Origin of the sequence: Streptomyces sp. SLBN-118 (genome assembly GCF_006715635.1) — a bacterium.
Lineage (GTDB): Bacteria > Actinomycetota > Actinomycetes > Streptomycetales > Streptomycetaceae > Streptomyces.
This window is the reverse complement of the sequence record NZ_VFNP01000001.1, coordinates 1,858,613-1,875,290: the sequence shown is the minus strand read 5'-3', so window position 1 is coordinate 1,875,290 and position 16,678 is coordinate 1,858,613. Positions and strand designations below refer to the sequence as shown.

The 16,678-nt window shown below is 70.8% G+C and carries 16 protein-coding genes and 1 pseudogene; 13 read left to right on the top strand and 4 right to left on the bottom strand.

All coding sequences use genetic code 11. The features are described from left to right. The first annotated feature begins 2 nt into the window (after window positions 1-2). Together FBY35_RS08490 and FBY35_RS08485 are read left to right on the top strand one after the other, a co-directional pair. The gene (locus tag FBY35_RS08490) at window positions 3-830 is read left to right on the top strand and encodes an enoyl-CoA hydratase family protein (protein WP_142213188.1); all 828 of its coding nucleotides are present in this window, start codon (window positions 3-5) and stop codon (window positions 828-830) included. A 2-nt stretch (window positions 831-832) separates the two neighbouring features. Beyond that, window positions 833-3,226, top strand: a complete 2,394-nt coding sequence (locus FBY35_RS08485; protein ID WP_142213187.1) for a bifunctional salicylyl-CoA 5-hydroxylase/oxidoreductase — start codon at window positions 833-835, stop codon at window positions 3,224-3,226. Between the two features lie 12 nt (window positions 3,227-3,238). Here the strand turns inward: FBY35_RS08485 and FBY35_RS08480 are convergent, their stop codons facing one another. Together FBY35_RS08480 and FBY35_RS08475 are read right to left on the bottom strand one after the other, a co-directional pair. After that, window positions 3,239-4,045 (bottom strand): PaaX family transcriptional regulator C-terminal domain-containing protein, encoded by an 807-nt coding sequence (locus tag FBY35_RS08480; RefSeq protein ID WP_142213186.1) that lies wholly within the window; start codon window positions 4,043-4,045, stop codon window positions 3,239-3,241. A gap of 4 nt (window positions 4,046-4,049) precedes the next feature. Then, the gene (locus FBY35_RS08475; protein WP_142213185.1) at window positions 4,050-5,666 is read right to left on the bottom strand and encodes an AMP-binding protein; all 1,617 of its coding nucleotides are present in this window, start codon (window positions 5,664-5,666) and stop codon (window positions 4,050-4,052) included. Window positions 5,667-5,798: 132 nt separating this feature from the next. Here FBY35_RS08475 and FBY35_RS08470 point away from each other — a divergent pair, with 132 nt between their 5' ends. The 8 genes and pseudogenes from FBY35_RS08470 to FBY35_RS08435 form a co-directional block, all read left to right on the top strand. Further along, window positions 5,799-6,908: an acyl-CoA dehydrogenase family protein gene (locus tag FBY35_RS08470; protein ID WP_142213184.1), complete on the top strand. Its 1,110-nt coding sequence runs from the start codon at window positions 5,799-5,801 to the stop codon at window positions 6,906-6,908. 42 nt (window positions 6,909-6,950) lie between these two features. Further along, the gene (locus FBY35_RS08465; RefSeq protein WP_142213183.1) at window positions 6,951-7,349 is read left to right on the top strand and encodes a RidA family protein; all 399 of its coding nucleotides are present in this window, start codon (window positions 6,951-6,953) and stop codon (window positions 7,347-7,349) included. A gap of 61 nt (window positions 7,350-7,410) precedes the next feature. After that, window positions 7,411-8,256: an alpha/beta fold hydrolase gene (locus FBY35_RS08460; protein WP_142213182.1), complete on the top strand. Its 846-nt coding sequence runs from the start codon at window positions 7,411-7,413 to the stop codon at window positions 8,254-8,256. An 86-nt stretch (window positions 8,257-8,342) separates the two neighbouring features. After that, the gene (locus FBY35_RS08455) at window positions 8,343-9,890 is read left to right on the top strand and encodes an MFS transporter (RefSeq protein WP_186356885.1); all 1,548 of its coding nucleotides are present in this window, start codon (window positions 8,343-8,345) and stop codon (window positions 9,888-9,890) included. 95 nt (window positions 9,891-9,985) lie between these two features. Continuing rightward, window positions 9,986-10,900: a PP2C family protein-serine/threonine phosphatase gene (locus FBY35_RS08450; RefSeq protein WP_260848561.1), complete on the top strand. Its 915-nt coding sequence runs from the start codon at window positions 9,986-9,988 to the stop codon at window positions 10,898-10,900. Window positions 10,901-11,189: 289 nt separating this feature from the next. Beyond that, window positions 11,190-12,056 carry a hypothetical protein gene (locus FBY35_RS08445; RefSeq protein ID WP_142213181.1) on the top strand — a complete coding sequence of 289 codons (867 nt, stop codon included), beginning with the start codon at window positions 11,190-11,192 and terminating at the stop codon, window positions 12,054-12,056. Between the two features lie 49 nt (window positions 12,057-12,105). Then, entirely contained in the window at window positions 12,106-12,831 is a 726-nt protein-coding gene (locus FBY35_RS08440) for a hypothetical protein (RefSeq protein ID WP_142213180.1), read from the top strand. A gap of 44 nt (window positions 12,832-12,875) precedes the next feature. Beyond that, window positions 12,876-13,151 (top strand): annotated as a pseudogene (locus FBY35_RS08435) (transposase family protein); the annotation flags it as partial. 23 nt (window positions 13,152-13,174) lie between these two features. Here the strand turns inward: FBY35_RS08435 and FBY35_RS08430 are convergent. Next, window positions 13,175-13,579 (bottom strand): DUF302 domain-containing protein, encoded by a 405-nt coding sequence (locus tag FBY35_RS08430; RefSeq protein ID WP_142213179.1) that lies wholly within the window; start codon window positions 13,577-13,579, stop codon window positions 13,175-13,177. A 175-nt stretch (window positions 13,580-13,754) separates the two neighbouring features. Here FBY35_RS08430 and FBY35_RS08425 point away from each other — a divergent pair, with 175 nt between their 5' ends. From FBY35_RS08425 to FBY35_RS08415, 3 genes are all read left to right on the top strand, one after another. Then, window positions 13,755-15,119 carry a rhodanese-like domain-containing protein gene (locus FBY35_RS08425; RefSeq protein WP_142213178.1) on the top strand — a complete coding sequence of 455 codons (1,365 nt, stop codon included), beginning with the start codon at window positions 13,755-13,757 and terminating at the stop codon, window positions 15,117-15,119. 70 nt (window positions 15,120-15,189) lie between these two features. Next, window positions 15,190-15,588, top strand: a complete 399-nt coding sequence (locus FBY35_RS08420) for a rhodanese-like domain-containing protein (protein ID WP_142213177.1) — start codon at window positions 15,190-15,192, stop codon at window positions 15,586-15,588. Beyond that, the gene (locus tag FBY35_RS08415) at window positions 15,585-16,331 is read left to right on the top strand and encodes a sulfite exporter TauE/SafE family protein (protein ID WP_142213176.1); all 747 of its coding nucleotides are present in this window, start codon (window positions 15,585-15,587) and stop codon (window positions 16,329-16,331) included. The genes FBY35_RS08420 and FBY35_RS08415 overlap by 4 nt, the downstream gene beginning before the upstream one ends. Window positions 16,332-16,352: 21 nt before the next feature. On the opposite strand, the gene FBY35_RS08410 is transcribed toward FBY35_RS08415, so the two are convergent. Further along, window positions 16,353-16,640 (bottom strand): metal-sensitive transcriptional regulator, encoded by a 288-nt coding sequence (locus FBY35_RS08410; RefSeq protein WP_142213175.1) that lies wholly within the window; start codon window positions 16,638-16,640, stop codon window positions 16,353-16,355. Window positions 16,641-16,678 lie beyond the last annotated feature (38 nt).

Sequence of the window (16,678 nt, the reverse complement as noted above, 5' to 3'; positions counted from 1 at the left end):
CCATGAGCCCCTTTTCCGGCTCCGCGCAGCGCACCGAGCGCTGGCGCCATCTGCGGCTCAGCACGCACGACGGCGTCGCGACTGTCACTCTCGCCCGTCCCGAGAAGCTCAACGCCCTCACCTTCGGCGCCTACGCCGACCTGCGTGATCTGCTCGCCGAGCTGTCACGGGAGCGGTCCGTACGGGCGCTGGTTCTGGGCGGCGAAGGGCGCGGGTTCTGCTCCGGCGGGGACGTCGACGAGATCATCGGCGCGACCCTCTCCATGGACACCGCCCAGCTCCTCGACTTCAACCGGATGACCGGTCAGGTCGTACGGGCGCTGCGCGAGTGTCCTTTCCCGGTGATCGCGGCGGTCCACGGCATCGCGGCGGGCGCGGGTGCGGTACTGGCGCTGGCCGCGGACTTCCGCATCGCGGACCCGTCCGCGCGTTTCGCCTTCCTCTTCACCAAGGTGGGCCTTTCGGGCGGGGACATGGGGGCGGCCTATCTGCTGCCGCGGGTCGTCGGCCTGGGCCACGCCACGCGACTGCTGATGCTCGGCGAACCGGTCCGCGCGCCGGAGGCCGAACGCATCGGCCTGATCAGCGAGTTGACGGAAGAGGGGCAGGCGGACGTGAGGTCGGGCGAGCTGGCCCGCCATCTCGCGCAAGGCCCGGCCCTTGCGTACGCCCAGACCAAGGCACTGCTCACCTCCGAGCTCGACATGCCGCTCGCGGCCTCGGTGGAACTGGACGCGGCGACGCAGGCGCTGCTGATGAACGGCGAGGACTACGCGGAGTTCCACGCGGCGTTCACGGAAAAGCGCGCCCCGAAGTGGCGGGGGCGCTGACCATGCAGTCCCCTTCGACCCCGGGCTCCGCCCCAATCCCCGCGCCGCAGTCGAGCCCCGGTTCGCCCCGCCCCCTTCGCGTCGCCGTCATCGGCGGCGGCCCCGGTGGCCTCTACGCCGCCGCCCTGCTCAAGCGCCTCGACCCCGACCGGGAGATCACCGTCTGGGAGCGTGGCGCCCCCGACGACACCTTCGGCTTCGGCGTCGTCCTCTCGGACGAGACCCTCGGCGGGATCGAGCACGCCGACCCCGTCATCTACGGCGCGCTCCAGGACGAGTTCGTCCGCTGGGACGACATCGACATCGTCCACCGCGGCCGCACCCTCACCTCCGGCGGCCACGGCTTCGCCGCGCTCGGCCGACGCCGTCTGCTGCAGATCCTCCACGACCGCTGCGCCGGTCTCGGTGTACGCCTCCACTTCCGTACCCCCGCCCCGCCCGCCGCCGAACTGGCCACCACCCACGACCTGGTCATCGCCGCGGACGGCGTGAACAGCCTCACCCGCGAGGCGCACCCAGACGCCTTCGCGCCGCACATCACCACCCACCGCTGCCGTTACATCTGGCTGGCCGCGGACTTCGCCTTCGACGCCTTCCGTTTCGAGGTCGCCGAGACCGAGTTCGGCGCGATGCAGCTGCACGGTTACCCCTATTCCCGCCCGTCGCCCGGCCACGACCCCGGGGTGGGGCCCTCCGGGCCGCAGGATCAATCCGGCGCAAGCACCGTCATCGTCGAGATGCGCGAGGAAGTCTGGCGGGCGGCCGGTCTCGACGCCTGTGACGAGCAGGAGTCCATCGACCGGTGCGCCAAGATCTTCGCCGACGCGCTCGACGGCCGCCCGCTGCGCGGCAACAAGTCCGCCTGGATCGCGTTCCGTACCGTCGTCAACGACCACTGGTCCCACGGCAATACGGTGCTGCTGGGCGACGCCGCCCACACCGCCCACTTCTCCATCGGCTCCGGTACCAAGCTCGCCGTCGAGGACGCCCTCGCGCTCGCCGCCTGTGTCGAGGAGCAGCCCGACCTCCCCGCCGCCCTCGCCGCGTACGAGAGCGAGCGCCGCCCCGTCGTCGAGTCCACGCAGCGCGCCGCCGCCGCCAGCCTGCGCTGGTTCGAGGAGCTGGGCACGTATCTCGACCAGCCGGCCCGGCAGTTCGCGTTCAATCTGCTCACCCGCAGCCGCCGCGTCACCCATGACAATCTGCGGCTGCGCGACCCGGGCTTCACCGATGCCGTCGAGCGTGATTTCGGCAGCCCGCCCGCCACCCCGCCGATGTTCACGCCGATCACGCTGCGCGGGCTGACCCTCCGCAACCGCGTGATCGTCTCGCCCATGGACATGTACTCCGCCAAGGACGGCGTCCCCGGCGACTTCCACCTCGTCCACCTGGGCGCGCGGAGCCTCGGCGGTGCGGGCCTGGTGATGACCGAGATGGTGTGCGTGAGCGCACAGGGCCGTATCACCCCCGGCTGCACGGGCCTCTACACCCCCGAGCAGGGCGCCTCCTGGCGCCGGGTGACCGACTTCGTGCACCTTCACGCACCGGGCACCGCGATCGGCGTCCAGCTCGGGCACTCCGGCCGCAAGGGTTCCACCAAGCTCATGTGGGAGGGCATGGACGAGCCGCTGGACGAAGGGAACTGGCCCCTCGTCGCCGCCTCACCGCTCTCCTACCGCCCCGGCGTCAACCAGGTCCCGCAGGCGCTGGACCGCGCCGGACTGGCCGAGATCCGCGAGCAGTTCGCCGCCGCCACCCGGCGTGCCGACGAGTGCGGTTTCGACTTGCTCGAACTCCACTGTGCCCACGGCTACCTGCTCTCCGGCTTCCTCTCCCCGCTCACCAATCAGCGCACCGACGCCTACGGCGGCTCCTTGGAGAACCGTCTCCGCTTCCCCCTGGAAGTCTTCGACGCGATGCGCGCCGTGTGGCCCGACGACCGGCCCATGACCGTCCGTGTCTCGGCCACCGACTGGGCCGAGGGCGGCACCACCGCCGAGGACGCGGTCGAGATGGCCCGTGCGTTCGCCGCCCACGGCGCCGACGCGATCGACGTCTCCACCGGCCAGGTCGTGTCCGACGAGCAGCCGGAGTTCGGCCGCTCGTACCAGACGCCGTACGCCGACCGGATCCGCAACGCACTCGGCATTCCCGTCATCGCGGTCGGCGCGATCTCCTCCTGGGACGACGTCAACTCGCTCCTGCTGGCGGGCCGCGCCGACCTCTGCGCCCTGGCGAGGCCGCATCTCTTCGATCCGCACTGGACCCTGCACGCGGCCGCGGAACAGAACTACAAGGGACCGGGGGCGATCTGGCCCGACCAGTACGCGGCCGGCAGCCGCATGCCCCCGACCGGCCGGACGGATGCGCCCAAGCCCCGGCTCACCCTGAGCTGAGCGCGCGGACACTCACGCCTGGACGAACTCCGCCCCCGCATCCCGCAGCAGCGCGTGCAGCCGGGCGAAGACCTCCGCCGACCGTCCTCCTGGCCATCCCTGGGGCAGCAGCTCGGCGGGCAGTCCCGGATCGATGTACGGCAGCCGCCGCCAGGAGTCCAGTGCCGGAAGGTAGTCGCGGTACGCCTCCATCGGGGGCAGCTCGCCGCGTGCCTCCCACGCCCGAAGCCTCGGCCCGTGCAGATCGAGGAACTCCTCGTGCTCCTTGGCGATCGCGCCGAGGTCCCACCAGCGCGCCACCGCCTCCGCCGTCGGTGCGAAGCCGAGATGCTCTCCCCGGAACAGCTCGACGTACGGGTCGAGTTGTAGTCGGCGCAGCGTGTGCCGCGTCTCCTCGTACAGCCGCGCGGGCGCGATCCACACGCCCGGGGCCGCCGAGCCGAAGCCCAGCCGCCCGAGCCTTGAGCGCAGGAGGTGGCGCTTGTGGCGTTCGGCCTCGGGCACCGAGAAGACCGCGAGCACCCAGCCCTCGGACAGCAGCGGCGAGTGGCGGGCGTAGATCCGCCGGTCGCCGTCGTCGAGCAGTTGGCGGGCGTCGTCCGACAGGGCGTACCCGGCCGCGCCGTCCCCGGTGCGTTCGGGGACCAGCAGGCCGCGTCGTTTGAGCCGCGAGACCGATGAGCGCACGGACGGGGCGTCGACGCCGAGAACCGCCAGCAGACGGATGAGTTCGGCCACGGGAAGGGGACCCGGCCGCTCGCGTCCGTACGCGCCGTACAGGGAGACGATCAGGGAACGGGGAGTGTGCTGCTCGGCCACGTGATCACTTTAGGGCCCGCAGGCGGAAGCGCTGCAGCTTGCCGGTGGGAGTGCGCGGCAGCGCGTCCAGGAAGACGATCTGGCGGGGACACTTGTACGGGGTCAGGCGCCGTTTGACCTCGTCCGTGAGTGCCGCCACGGTCTCCTCGCCCTTCGGGACGCCTTCCCGCAGGACGACATACGCCACCACGATCTGTCCGCGCAGTTCGTCCTCGCGGCCGATCACCGCGGCCTCCGCCACGTCCGGTTGCTGGAGCAGCGCGTCCTCCACCTCGGGCCCCGCGATGTTGTACCCGGCCGAGATGATCATGTCGTCGGCGCGGGCGACGTAGCGGAAGTAGCCGTCGGGTTCACGCAGGTAGGTGTCGCCGGTGAGATTCCAGCCGTCGCGCACGTAGTCCAGCTGGCGCGGGTCGTTCAGGTAGCGGCACCCCACCGGGCCGCGCACGGCGAGCAGTCCCGGCTCGCCGTCCGGCACAGGGGCCCCGGAGCGGTCCACGACGCGGGCCTGCCATCCCGGTACCGGTGTCCCCGTGGTGCCGGGCTTGATCGCGTCGTCCGCCGCCGAGATGAAGATGTGCAGCAGCTCGGTCGCGCCGATGCCGTTGATGATGCGCAGCCCGGTCCGCTCCTGCCATGCCTGCCAGGTGGCCGCGGGCAGATTCTCTCCGGCCGACACACACCGCCGCAGCGAGCCGGTGTCGTACTCGTCGATGCGCTCCAGCATCACGCGGTATGCCGTCGGCGCGGTGAACAGCACCGACACCCGGTGCGCGGCGATCGCGGGCAACAGCCGGTCGGGACCCGCCTGTTCGAGCAGCAGCGCCGACGCCCCCGCCCGCAGCGGGAAGATCACCAGGCCGCCGAGCCCGAAGGTGAAGCCGAGCGGCGGGCTGCCCGCGAAGACGTCGTCGGGCTCCGGGCGCAGCACCTGCGCCGAGAAGGTGTCCGCGACGGCCAGCACATCGCGGTGGAAGTGCATACAGCCCTTGGGCCGGCCGGTCGTGCCCGAGGTGAAGGCGATCAGTGCGACATCGTCGGCCGCGGTCTCGACCGCTTCGTAGGGCTCCGGGTGCGCGGCGGCGGACAGCCGCAGCAGATCGTCGGGACCGTCGCCGCCGTACGCCGTGAGGCGCAGCCCCGGCACCTCGGCCTTGGCCAGGTCGTCGAGGGAGCGGATGTCGCACAGGGCGTGGCTGACGGCGGCGATCTCGCACACCGTGGCCAGTTCCTTGGCCCGCTGCTGGGCCAGCACGGTGACGGCCACCGCGCCCGCCTTCAGCACCGCCAGCCAGCTTGCGGCGAGCCAGGGCGTGGTCGGGCCGCGCAGCAGGACGCGGTTTCCGGGGACGACGCCCAGGTCCGAGGTGAGGACATGCGCTATGCGGTCGACCTGGTCGCGCAGCTCGCCGTAGGTCCAGACCTCGCCGCCGCCGGTCCGGAAGGCGGGCCGCTCCGCGCCGAAGCGCTCGATCGTACGGTCCAGCAGTTCGGCCCCGCAGTTGAGCCGCTGCGGATAGTGCAGCGCGGGCAGGTCGAAGAGTAGTTCCGGCCACTGTCCGCCGGGCGGGAGGTGGTCGCGCGCAAAGGTGTCACGGTGGGCCGAGGGTGACAGTTCCATCGTTCGCCCCCTTCTCGTGGTGGGGTCGCGAATCGAGCGTATCGTGAAGGTGACGACAGTCAACAGTCCGCGATACCGTGCTTTCCCGGGGCCCACCCCCGGATCCCCGGGCCGCATGAAATGGGGGCACGAATGCCCGTATTCTCGCTCGATCCGGAACAAACCGCCCGGTGTGCGCAGCTGCGTACCCTGGCCGCCGAGCAGCTGCGCCCGATCGCCGACAAGGGGGAACCGGGCCACGTCAATCGCCCCCTGGTTGCCGCCCTCGGTGAACTGGGGCTCCTGGGGCGGCTGTTCGGGGCTGGGGCGCTGGAACTGTGCCTGCTGCGCGAATCCCTCGCCCACGGCTGTACGGAGGCCGAGACCGCCCTCGCCCTCCAGGGCCTGGGCAGCTACCCCCTCGTTCAGGCGGGCACCGCGGCCCAGCAGGAGCGCTGGCTCCCCGACGTGATCGTCGGGCGCGCCGTGGCCGCCTTCGCGCTCAGCGAGCCGGACGCGGGCTCGGACGCTGCGGCCCTCGCACTCAAGGCCGAGCCGGATGGGGACGGTTGGCGGCTGAGCGGCGAGAAACGCTGGATCTCCAACGCGCCCGAGGCCGACTTCTACACCGTCTTCGCCCGTACGACCGAAGGTGCGGGAGCGCGCGGCGTGACGGCGTTCCTCGTCCCCGCCGACCGGCCGGGGCTGACCGGAACCGCCCTGGAGATGCTCTCACCGCATCCCATCGGCGCGCTGACCTTCGCGGAGGTGCCAGTGACCAGGGACGATGTCCTCGGTGAAGTGAACAGTGGCTTCCGTGTCGCCATGAGCACCCTGAACCTCTTCCGCCCGAGCGTCGGCGCCTTCGCCGTCGGCATGGCCCAGGCGGCCCTGGACGCGGCCATCGACCACACCTCCCGCCGTACGGCCTTCGGCGGCCCGCTCAAGGATCTCCAGTCCGTCGCCCACCAGGTCGCCGAGATGGCCACCCGCACCGAGGCCGCGCGGCTGCTGGTCTACGCGGCGGCCGTGGCGTACGACGAAGGGGCCGCCGATGTGCCCAAGCGGTCCGCGATGGCGAAGCTGCTGGCGACCGAGACCGCCCAGTACGTGGTGGACGCGGCCGTCCAGCTCCACGGCGCCCGCGGGCTCCAGCGTGGTCATCTGCTTGAACATCTGTACAGAGAGGTCCGCGCGCCCCGGATCTACGAGGGCGCGACCGAGGTCCAGCGCACGATCATCGCCAAGGAGCTGTACGCATGAGCGCCGAAGAGCCGCACGCATGAGCCTGAAGGAGCCGCACGCATGAGCCTGCACCGTCACAATCCGGCCGAGCTCTCGCCCCCCACCGGCTTCTCGCACGCCATCACGGCCACCGGCTCGCGGCTGGTGTTCCTGGCCGGGCAGACCGCGCTGGACCCTGGCGGCACGATCGTCGGGGAGACGCTGCCCGAGCAGTTCGAGACGGCGCTGGCGAATCTGCTCACCGCACTCGCGGCCGCCGGCGGCGCCCCGCACGACCTTGCCCGTGTCACGGTCTACGCCACCGATGTCGCCGGCTATCGCACCCACGCTCCTGAACTGGGCCGCATCTGGCGGCGGTTGGCCGGCCGCGACTATCCCGCGATGGCGGTGATCGGAGTGGACCGGCTCTGGGACGAGGAGGCCATGGTGGAGCTGGACGGCACGGCGGTGCTGCCCTGACCCGTCTCCAGTGGGCCGTCACCCTTCCAGATAACATCGTTATCGCTCGAAGGGAGAGGCCATGCCGGAGATCGAGCTCAGCGCAGGGACGATCACCTACGAGGACAGCGGCGGCGACGGCCCGCCCGTGGTCCTGCTGCACGGGCTCGTCCACGACGCCACGGTCTGGCGCAAGGTCGTGGCCGATCTGCGGCGCGACCACCGCTGCATCGCCCCGACCCTCCCGTACGGCGCCCACCGCACCCCCATGCGCCCGGACGTCCCCCTGAGCCCCGACTCGGTCAACGAGCTGATCGCGGAATTCCTGGACCGCCTGGACCTGCGCGAGGTAACACTCGTGGAGAGCGACTGCGGCCGCGCCCAGACCGTCGCCTCCGCTCACCCCGAAAGGCTCGCCCGCCTCGTGCTCATCTCCTGCGAAGCCTTCGACAACTACCCACCGGGAGCGCCCGGAAAGATGATCTCGTTCGTCTGCAAGGTGCCCGGAGGCATCGCGCTGACGGCCCGGATCCTCGGGCTGAAACCGCTGCGCAGGCTGCCCATCGGCTTCGGCGCGCTGACCAAGCGTCCCGTACCGGACGCGATCGTCGACAACTGGCTGCGCCCGCTGCTGACGGACAAGGCGATCAGGGCCGACTTCAAGCGCTACAACGCGGGCATGCGCACGACCGAACTTCTCGAGGCGGCCGAGGGGCTGCGGAAGTTCGACCGGCCCGCGCTGGTGGTCTGGGCCACGGAGGACCGGATGATGCCGCGCGAACACGGCAGGCGGCTCGCCGAACTGCTGCCCCAGGGGCGGCTGCTGGAGATCGAGGACAGCTGCACGCTCATCGCCGAGGACCGGCCCGATGCGCTCATCGCGGCACTGCGCGACTTCGTCGCGGAGCCCTCCGCCGGCGGATCGTGATCGACTGGTGGCGGGCTCGCCCCAGGTTTACCGTTCAATAGTGGACGGAACCGTCTACAGACCCTCGCGTGAGGGCTCGATGCGCCATGACGACCCCGCAGCCGGTACCCACATCGCAGACCACCGCCCCGAAGAAGAAGGGCGGCGACGGTATCGCGCTCCTCGTCATCGCTTCGTGTCAGTTGATGGTGGTCCTCGACATCACCATCGTGAACATCGCGCTCCCGCACATCCAAAGCGCGCTGGACTTCTCCACCACGAGCCTGTCCTGGGTGGTCAACGCCTATACGCTCACCTTCGGCGGCCTGTTGCTCCTCGGCGGCCGTACCGGTGACATCCTCGGCAGGCGCCGGGTGTTCATGTTCGGAGTGATGCTCTTCGCGCTCGCCTCGCTGCTCGGTGGCCTGTCCCAGAACGAAGGCCAGCTCCTGGCCTCGCGGGCGCTGCAGGGCGTCGGCGGCGCCATCGCATCGCCGACCGCGCTGGCGCTGATCACCACCACCTTCACCGAAGGCCCGGCCCGCAACCGGGCGTTCGGCGTGTTCGCGGCCGTCTCGGCCGGCGGCGGTGCGATCGGCCTGGTGGCGGGCGGCATCCTCGTCGAATGGCTCGACTGGCGCTGGGTGTTCTTCGTCAACGTGCCGATCGCCCTGCTCATCGTTCTGGCAACTCCCCGCCACATCAAGGAGTCCGAACGCCATCCCGGCCACTTCGACCTGGCCGGTGCGTTCACATCGACCCTCGGCATGGTGGCGCTGGTCTACGGCTTCATCCGGGCTGCCCAGGAAGGCTGGCGCGACCCGTGGACGCTCGCGTCGTTCGGCGCGGCGGTCGTGCTGCTCACCACGTTCATCCTGGTCGAGCGGCGCTCCAGACAGCCGATCACGCCCCTGCACATGTTCGCCGACCGTAACCGGGCGGGCACGTACGGAATCATGCTGAGCCTCGCCGCCGCAATCTTCGGCATGTTCTTCTTCCTCACGCTCTTCGTGCAGAACGTGCTGGACTTCAGCCCGCTGAGGGCCGGTCTCGCCTTTCTGCCAGTGAGCGCCATCATCGCTGTGGGTGCGGGCATCGCCTCCCAACTCCTGCCGAAATACGGCCCGAAGCCCTTCATGGTGACCGGCTCCATCCTTGCCGCCGGGGGTCTGGCGTGGCTGACCCTCACCGATGTCCACTCCACGTATCCGGGCAGTATCCTGGGACCGATCCTCGTCTTCGGCCTGGGCATGGGCTTCAACTTCGTCTCGCTGACGCTGATGGCAGTCTCCGGAGTGCCCACGCACGAGACAGGCGCGGCGTCCGGCATGCTCAACGCCACCCAGCAGGTGGGCGGTTCACTCGGCCTGTCCATTCTGGTCACGGTGTTCGGCACGGCCAGCAACAACGAGGCCGACGACCAGGTGTCGCGCTTCCTCGCCCAGGCGACCCCGGCGGAGAAACTGCGCTTCCAGCAGACCGGTCAGCTACCACGGCCCTTCAGCGACGAGGTCCTCGCCGCCGGAGTCTCCGCGGCCTTCATCGTGGCCGCCGTCTTCGCGGTGATCGCGGCGGTGATCGCCGTGCTCGCCATCCAGGTCCGCGCCTCCGACCTGGAACGCCTCCAGGGCGGTGTCTCTCCCGGCCAGCCCTGACCCCTCCCGCCATCCGGCCCGCATCCTTGCCCGGGTGCGGGCCCGGACCTGTGATACGCAGGGACGAGGGGCGCACAAGACTGAGCACATCGCCCGTGCGGCAGGAGGTGATCGTGTGCGTGGAGGCCGCCGACCGGATCGGTACGGCGCTCGACGAGAAAATCACCTGTCTGGAGGTGGTGAGCCTTCTCGGTTCGGGACTGGCCGACGCGGCCGCGGTGGACCTGCTGCCGCAGGAGCTGCAGCCAGGCGGCGGGCCAGGTGTGGAACGGGCCGCCGTGACCGGTCACGCCGAGCTGCTGCCCCCGTACCCGTCCGGTGCCGTACTGCGCGGCCGGACGACCCTCGACGAAGGCCGGCTCGCGGTACCACTCAGCGTCCACGACCATGTGCTGGGCGCCGTCCTCATCGCCAGGGCCTCCGGCAGCTTCACCGACCGCGACCTGCTGATCGCCCGGTCGGTGGCTCGTCGTGCCGCCGTGGCCGTCGAACACGCCCGCCTCTTCGGACAGGCGCAGCGCACCGCCGTCGAGCTCCAGCGTGCCCTGCTGACCGACCCCGGGCTGCCGTGCACTTCGGGCGCACCCCTGCTGGTGATGGGCGATGTGATGGGCCACGGGGTGGAGGCTGCGGTCGACATGAACAGCTACCGCTCCGCCCTGCGCGACGTGCCGGCCGCCGACCTCCCGCCGCACCGGGTCGTGCGCCGCCTGGACATGCACATCTCCGACGCCTCCGCACGCCGTCCCGCCACCTGCCTGCTCGTCCGGATGGACCCGGCGCTCATGCTCGCGTCCTTCTCCAGCGCCGGCCACCTGCCGCCCGTCGTCTTCAGCCGCGACGGCGTGGCCCACATGGTCAATCGATCGTGTCCCAGTGCTCGACGATGCGGTCGTTCTCGTCGGTGTCGAACAGGTCGGCCGTCACCCACCGGGCCGATCCGCCGAGCTTCTGGGCAACGTGCAGAACGCGGCCTCCGCGCCGACGCGCGGCGATCTCTTACCCGCTAGGTTGACTTCGATCAATAACGGACATTCCGCCCGATTCGGGAAGCCCGGTGGGATTGGCGATCCCTGGGTGGGCGGATGTCTGTGGCTTCGGTGCTCTCCGACGCTCCGAGGGCCTCCACCTGCTGCGACGGAGGAGTTCGCCATGCATCGTTTATTGCAGTTGAATTTGAGAGGGCGGCGTGTGCCTGCCCTGGCCGCGGCTCTGGCCGCGGCAGTCCTGCTCGTGGCCCCACGGGTGCCCGGAGCGGCGGCCGCACCGGCAGGTCGCCCTGCTCCTCCGGTGGGCACTGTGCACGAGTATCGAATGCCCCCGCCCTGGCTGGGCAGCACACATGAGTTGATCATCGGGCCGGACGGCAACCTCTGGGTCTCCCAGCAACTCGAGGACCGCGTCCTGCGCGTATCCACAACCGGCCGCGTGGTGGGCACTATCGACTTCCCGGACAACAGCGGACCCCACGGCATCGACAAGGACTGGCGCGGGCATGTGTGGCTCACCGAGGAATTCGCCAACGCCCTGGTGGAGCTGGACGCCACCGGCAAGCGCATCGCCAGCTACCCGCTCCCGCTGCCCGGCGCCGGGCCGCACGGCCTGCGCATCGGATGCGACGGGCACACCGTGTGGTGGACGGGGAAGGACAACGGAACCGTCGGAAGTTTCGATCCCCGCACCCACGCCTGGACCGTGCACAGCCTCGCTCCGGACAGTCAGCCGATCTACCTGGCGCGAGGGCCCCGCTGCGCCATGTTCTTCACCGAGCTGACAGGCAACCGCATCGGCCGTGTTGACACGAACGGCTTCCTGCGCGAGTACGCCATCCCCACCCCTGACAGCCGACCCATCGCCGTCGCTGCCGGCCGGAGCGGCCATGTCTGGTTCACCGAGGAGGCCGGCGCTGCCTACGCCGAACTCGACCTCGTTACCGGCCGTATCACCGAGCACCGCACCGACGTCCCGGACGCCAAGCTGGCCGGCCTGGCCTTCGACTGCTTCGGTAACCTGTGGGTCCAGTACAACCAGCCCGGACTGATCGACCGTGTCCGCCCGGACCTGACCGTCAGCCGCTACACACTGCCGACCGCGGCCCCGGTCGGCCATCGCCGGAGCGAACGGTGCCCGTGGCCCTGCCGCGGACTCCCAGGGGGTTCGCCCTGATGGGCGTGCCCCGGTGCCGTGTACGTGAGACGTGGTGCAAACTGCCGGCATGCCCGAGGACGAGGCGCAGCACACCCCTCCAGACTCACTGCTACAGGTGATCGACAACCTCGCGCGGTTCCATCGAGAGCATGAGAAGTACTACTCACAGGCCCCACTGCGGCAGGCCGGAGAGCTCCAGGCGCGATCTCGGGCGCTGAAGTCACTGGCCGACTGGTGGAGCGACGTCCAAGCCGGTGAACAGACGTCGGCGATTGCGTTCGCCGGCACGGAGGACCTGAACGCTCCAGGTCTCGTTGCGGAGTCGGGCATCCTCTTCATGGAAGGGGAGGACGAGCCCGCGGAACTCCGGAGGCTGAAGAGGGAAGTCGGCATGATTGCCGAAGACACCGAGCAGGGCGGTGCCTGGCTGGCCCAGGCGATGGAGCAGGCTTGGGAGATCGCGGGAAGCCTGGCCGCCTACCCGGCGCTTGCCGACCTGCTGGGGGAGCGGCACCGGATCATCGCCAATGACTGGCAGTCGGCGGGCCTGCAGGCTCTGGTCGCGCGGCTGCTGCGCCGTGCCCTCGACCTGCTGGCCCGGGTCGACTTCTCTCCGGCGGCGCTCCGGGCCGACCTGCGAGGCGATCGGAAGGCTCCTGCCTACCTCTTTTCGGCTTCTGAGCTGTTCGACCGGGCAGCCGATCTGATGGCGGAGTCAGCGACGCTTGTGCATGAGAACGAGAGACGCTGGCGCATGTTCCGTGCCCGGGTTCGCGACCTGCAATCCGAATAGGCCGAGCACCACGGAGTGTTCCCACCGCGCGAGATGATCTTCGTATGGCCGGTGTGATCACGGCTTCGGTGCCGTCCTGGATAGTCCCGTTCAGCGGGCTGAGCCCGCGCTGCTTCGGCAAGCTGGTGACCGCGCTACGGCGGGAGGGCGTGGGCACGCCTCGGCGCGGCCGACCCTGGGGCCTGGACCTGGAAGACCGGGTGCTGCTGGTCACGGCTTACTGGCGGACGAACCTGACCCTGCGCCAACTGCCGCCGCTCTTCGGGGTGTCAAAATTCGCGGCCGACCGCATCGTTGACCACCTCGGACCCCCGCTCGCCCACGCTGAGCACTCGGGGCGACGTCAGCTGTCTGCATCGGCTGCGGTGAGGGCGGCGAGGGCGGCGTCGAGGCGGCGGGTGGCCTCCTCGGCGACCGGGCGCAGGGCGTCGAGTTCGGTGAGGGTGACCATCGTGCCCGGGTTGAGAGCGTGTACGGCGGTGCGGTCCCCGTCGCGGCGGACGACGACGTTGCAGGGCAGCAGCAGGCCGATGGTGCGGTCGGTCTCCAGGGCACGGTGGGCGAGCGGCGGGTTGCAGGCACCGAGGATGACGTAGTCCTCCATGTCGTGGTCGAGCTTCGCCTTGAGCGTGGCGGCGACGTCGATCTCGGTGAGGATGCCGAAGCCCTGGGCGGCGAGGGCGTCGCGGACCCGGCTCACGGTGGTGGCGAAGTCGGTGTCGAGGTGCACGGTGCGGTCGTAGCGCATGGTGTGGGCCTTTCTCGTCGGCTTACAGGGGCCGGGCCGGGTGTCCGGCCGTGTGCGAGGCGCTCGTGCAGTGTTTCCCAGAGCTCCCCGGCCGTTGAAAATACCCCCCGGGGTACTAGTGTTACGGTTGTAAGCATACCCCCAGGGGTAATTCTTCGCTGGAAGGGAGTACCTCGTGTTCTTCGTCGACACGATCGAGGTGGCCGGGCTGGGCAACCGCAGCTATCTGGCGGGTGGTGAGCGGACGGCCGTGGCGGTCGACCCGCCCCGTGATGTCGACCAGGTGGTCACGGCGGCGGCGCGGCGGGGCGTGCGGATTTCGCACGTCGTCGAGACCCATGTGCACAACGACTACATCACCGGCGGCCTGGAGCTGGCCCGGATCACGGGTGCGGCCTATCTCGTCCCTGCCGGGGCCCGGGTCTCCTTCGCGCGCGTGCCGGTGCAGGACGGCGATCGCACGGAGATCGACGCCGACGCGGGCCTGACCCTGCGTGCCGTGGCGACACCCGGCCACACCCCGCACCACACCTCCTATGCGCTGGAGGAGGACGGTGCGGCGGTCGCGGTGTTCACCGGCGGCTCGCTGCTGATCGGCACCGTCGGCCGTCCCGATCTCGTGGAGCCGCGGCTGACCGAGCAGCTCGCCCGCGCCCAGCACGCCTCCGCGCACCGTCTCGCCACCGAACTGCCGGACGAGACCGAGGTGCTGCCCACGCACGGATTCGGCAGCTTCTGCTCGTCCTCCCAGGCGGAGGGCAGCGACACGACCATCGGCAAGGAGAAGGCGTCCAACGAGGCCCTCACCCGGGACGTGGACACCTTCGTCGCCGACCTCCTGGCCGGCTTGGACGACATCCCCGCCTACTACACGCACATGGGACCGGCCAACGCCGCCGGACCCGCGCCCGTCGACCTGACCCCGCCCGCCGTCGCCGACGCCGAGGAGATCGCCGCTCGGCTGGCGGCGGGGGAGTGGGTGGTGGACCTGCGCAACCGCGTCGCCTTCGCCGCGGGGCACGTGTCCGGCTCGTTCAACTTCGAGGCCGAGGGGCAGCTCGCCACCTATCTCGCCTGGTTGATCCCGTGGGGTAAGCCGGTGACGCTGCTGGCCGAGTCGCCCGCGCAACTCGCCGCCGCCCAGCGCGAGCTGGTCCGGGTCGGCATCGACCGCCCGGCCGCCGCGGCCATCGGCGCACCGGCCGACTGGGTGTCCGAGGGCAAGACACTGGCCTCCTTCCGGCGCGCGACATTCGCCGATCTCGCGGGCCGGCACCCGGCGGAGGGTGTCGTCGTCCTCGATGTGCGACGCGGCGCGGAGCGGGCGGCCGGGTACATCGAGGGCTCGGTGCACATCCCGGTCCACGCCTTGCACCGCCGCCTCGACGAGATCCCCGCCGGTGAGGTGTGGGTGCACTGCGCGGGCGGCATGCGCGCCGCGATCGCCGCCTCCCTGCTGGATGCCGCCGGCCGTGACGTCGTCGCCGTGGACGACTCCTTCGATGCGGCCGAGGCAGGGCTCACTGAATGGACCCCCTGACGGCATCGGATGCCGCAGAGGTCGCACCGATATTCAACTGCCGACATGGAAGCCGGAGCGAGAAACCGAGATGAGCATCTTCCGACGAGACCGGGGCGGCCCGGGCCGCGTGAGCGTGCAGGAGGCGGCTGTGCGCACGGGCCACGGCAACGCCACCGGCAGCGGCGGTGACGCCGTACTGCTGGACGTGCGCGAGCCGTACGAGTGGCAGGCGGGGCATGCGCCGCAGGCCGTGCACCTGCCGCTGTCCGCGCTCTCCGCGCTGTCCGCCGGGGCGGGGCTGCCCGCTCACCTGCAGGCGCGGCACCTGGTCGTGATCTGCCGTTCGGGCAACCGCTCCCGGCAGGCGGCCGAACTGCTGGCTGCCCGCGGTGCGCAGGCCGTGGATGTGATCGGCGGGATGCGGGACTGGGCTGGGGCGGGGCTGCCGGTGGTGGACGCGCGCGGCGGGAACGGCACCGTCGCGTGAGCGTTCTGATACTCGCCCTGGTCGCCGGTGCGGTCATCGGTATCGCGCTCGGCGCGCTCGGGGGCGGCGGCAGTGTGCTGGCCGTCCCCGCCCTGATCTACCTACTCGGCTTCAGTCCGGTCGGGGCGACGACCGCGAGTCTGGTCATCGTCACGCTCACCTCGGTCACCGCGATGTCCGCGCACGCCCGCGACGGGAACGTCCGCTGGCGGACGGGGCTGCTGTTCGCGGCTGCCGGGATGGGCCCGGCGATGCTGGGCGGTGCGCTGGCCGCCCGTATCCCGGCGTCCGCCCTGACGGCGGCCTTCGCCGTGGTCGCGGGAGCGGCCGCCCTGCGCATGCTGCGGTCCCGGCCGGCTACGGAGGGTGCCGTGCCGGCGCGGCCGGTGCGGGCCGCGGCCGCGGGTGCCGGGCTCGGCGCGGTCACCGGCGTCCTCGGTGTCGGCGGTGGCTTCCTCGCCGTACCGGTGCTGGTGGGCGTGCTGGGTATGAGGATGCGCAACGCGGTGGGTACCAGCCTGCTGGTCATCACCGTCAACTCGCTGGCCGCGCTGGCGACGCGTGCCGGTACGGTCGAGCGGCTGGACTGGGCGGTCGTCGGGCCTTTCGTCGGGGCCGCGATCCTCGGCGCATGGGATGGGAAACGGCTGTCCGCGAAGGTCTCGGGACACGCGCTTCAGCGGATCTTCGCGCTGGTGTTGCTGGCGGTGGCGGCCTTCATGCTGATCGATGCGGTGCTGTGACGGCCGCCGCGGCGAGAGTCCTCACGCCAGCGACAGGAACAGCTTCTCCAGGCGGGCACGCATCGCGTCCGTGTCCTCACCGTTCTTGCGGCCGGACTCGATGTCCGTCACGCACTGCTGCAGGCCCGTCGCGATGATCGCGAAACCGGCCCGGTCCAGCGCACGCGAGGCGGCGGCGAGCTGCGTGACCACGTCCTCGCAGTCGCGTCCCTCCTCGATCATCCGGATCACACCGGAGATCTGACCCTGCGCCCGGCGCAGCCGGTTCAGCACGGCCTTCAGGTCCGCACCCTCAAGCTCCAGTTCCACGATCACTCCTAAAAATACCCCTAGGGGTACTGTACGTC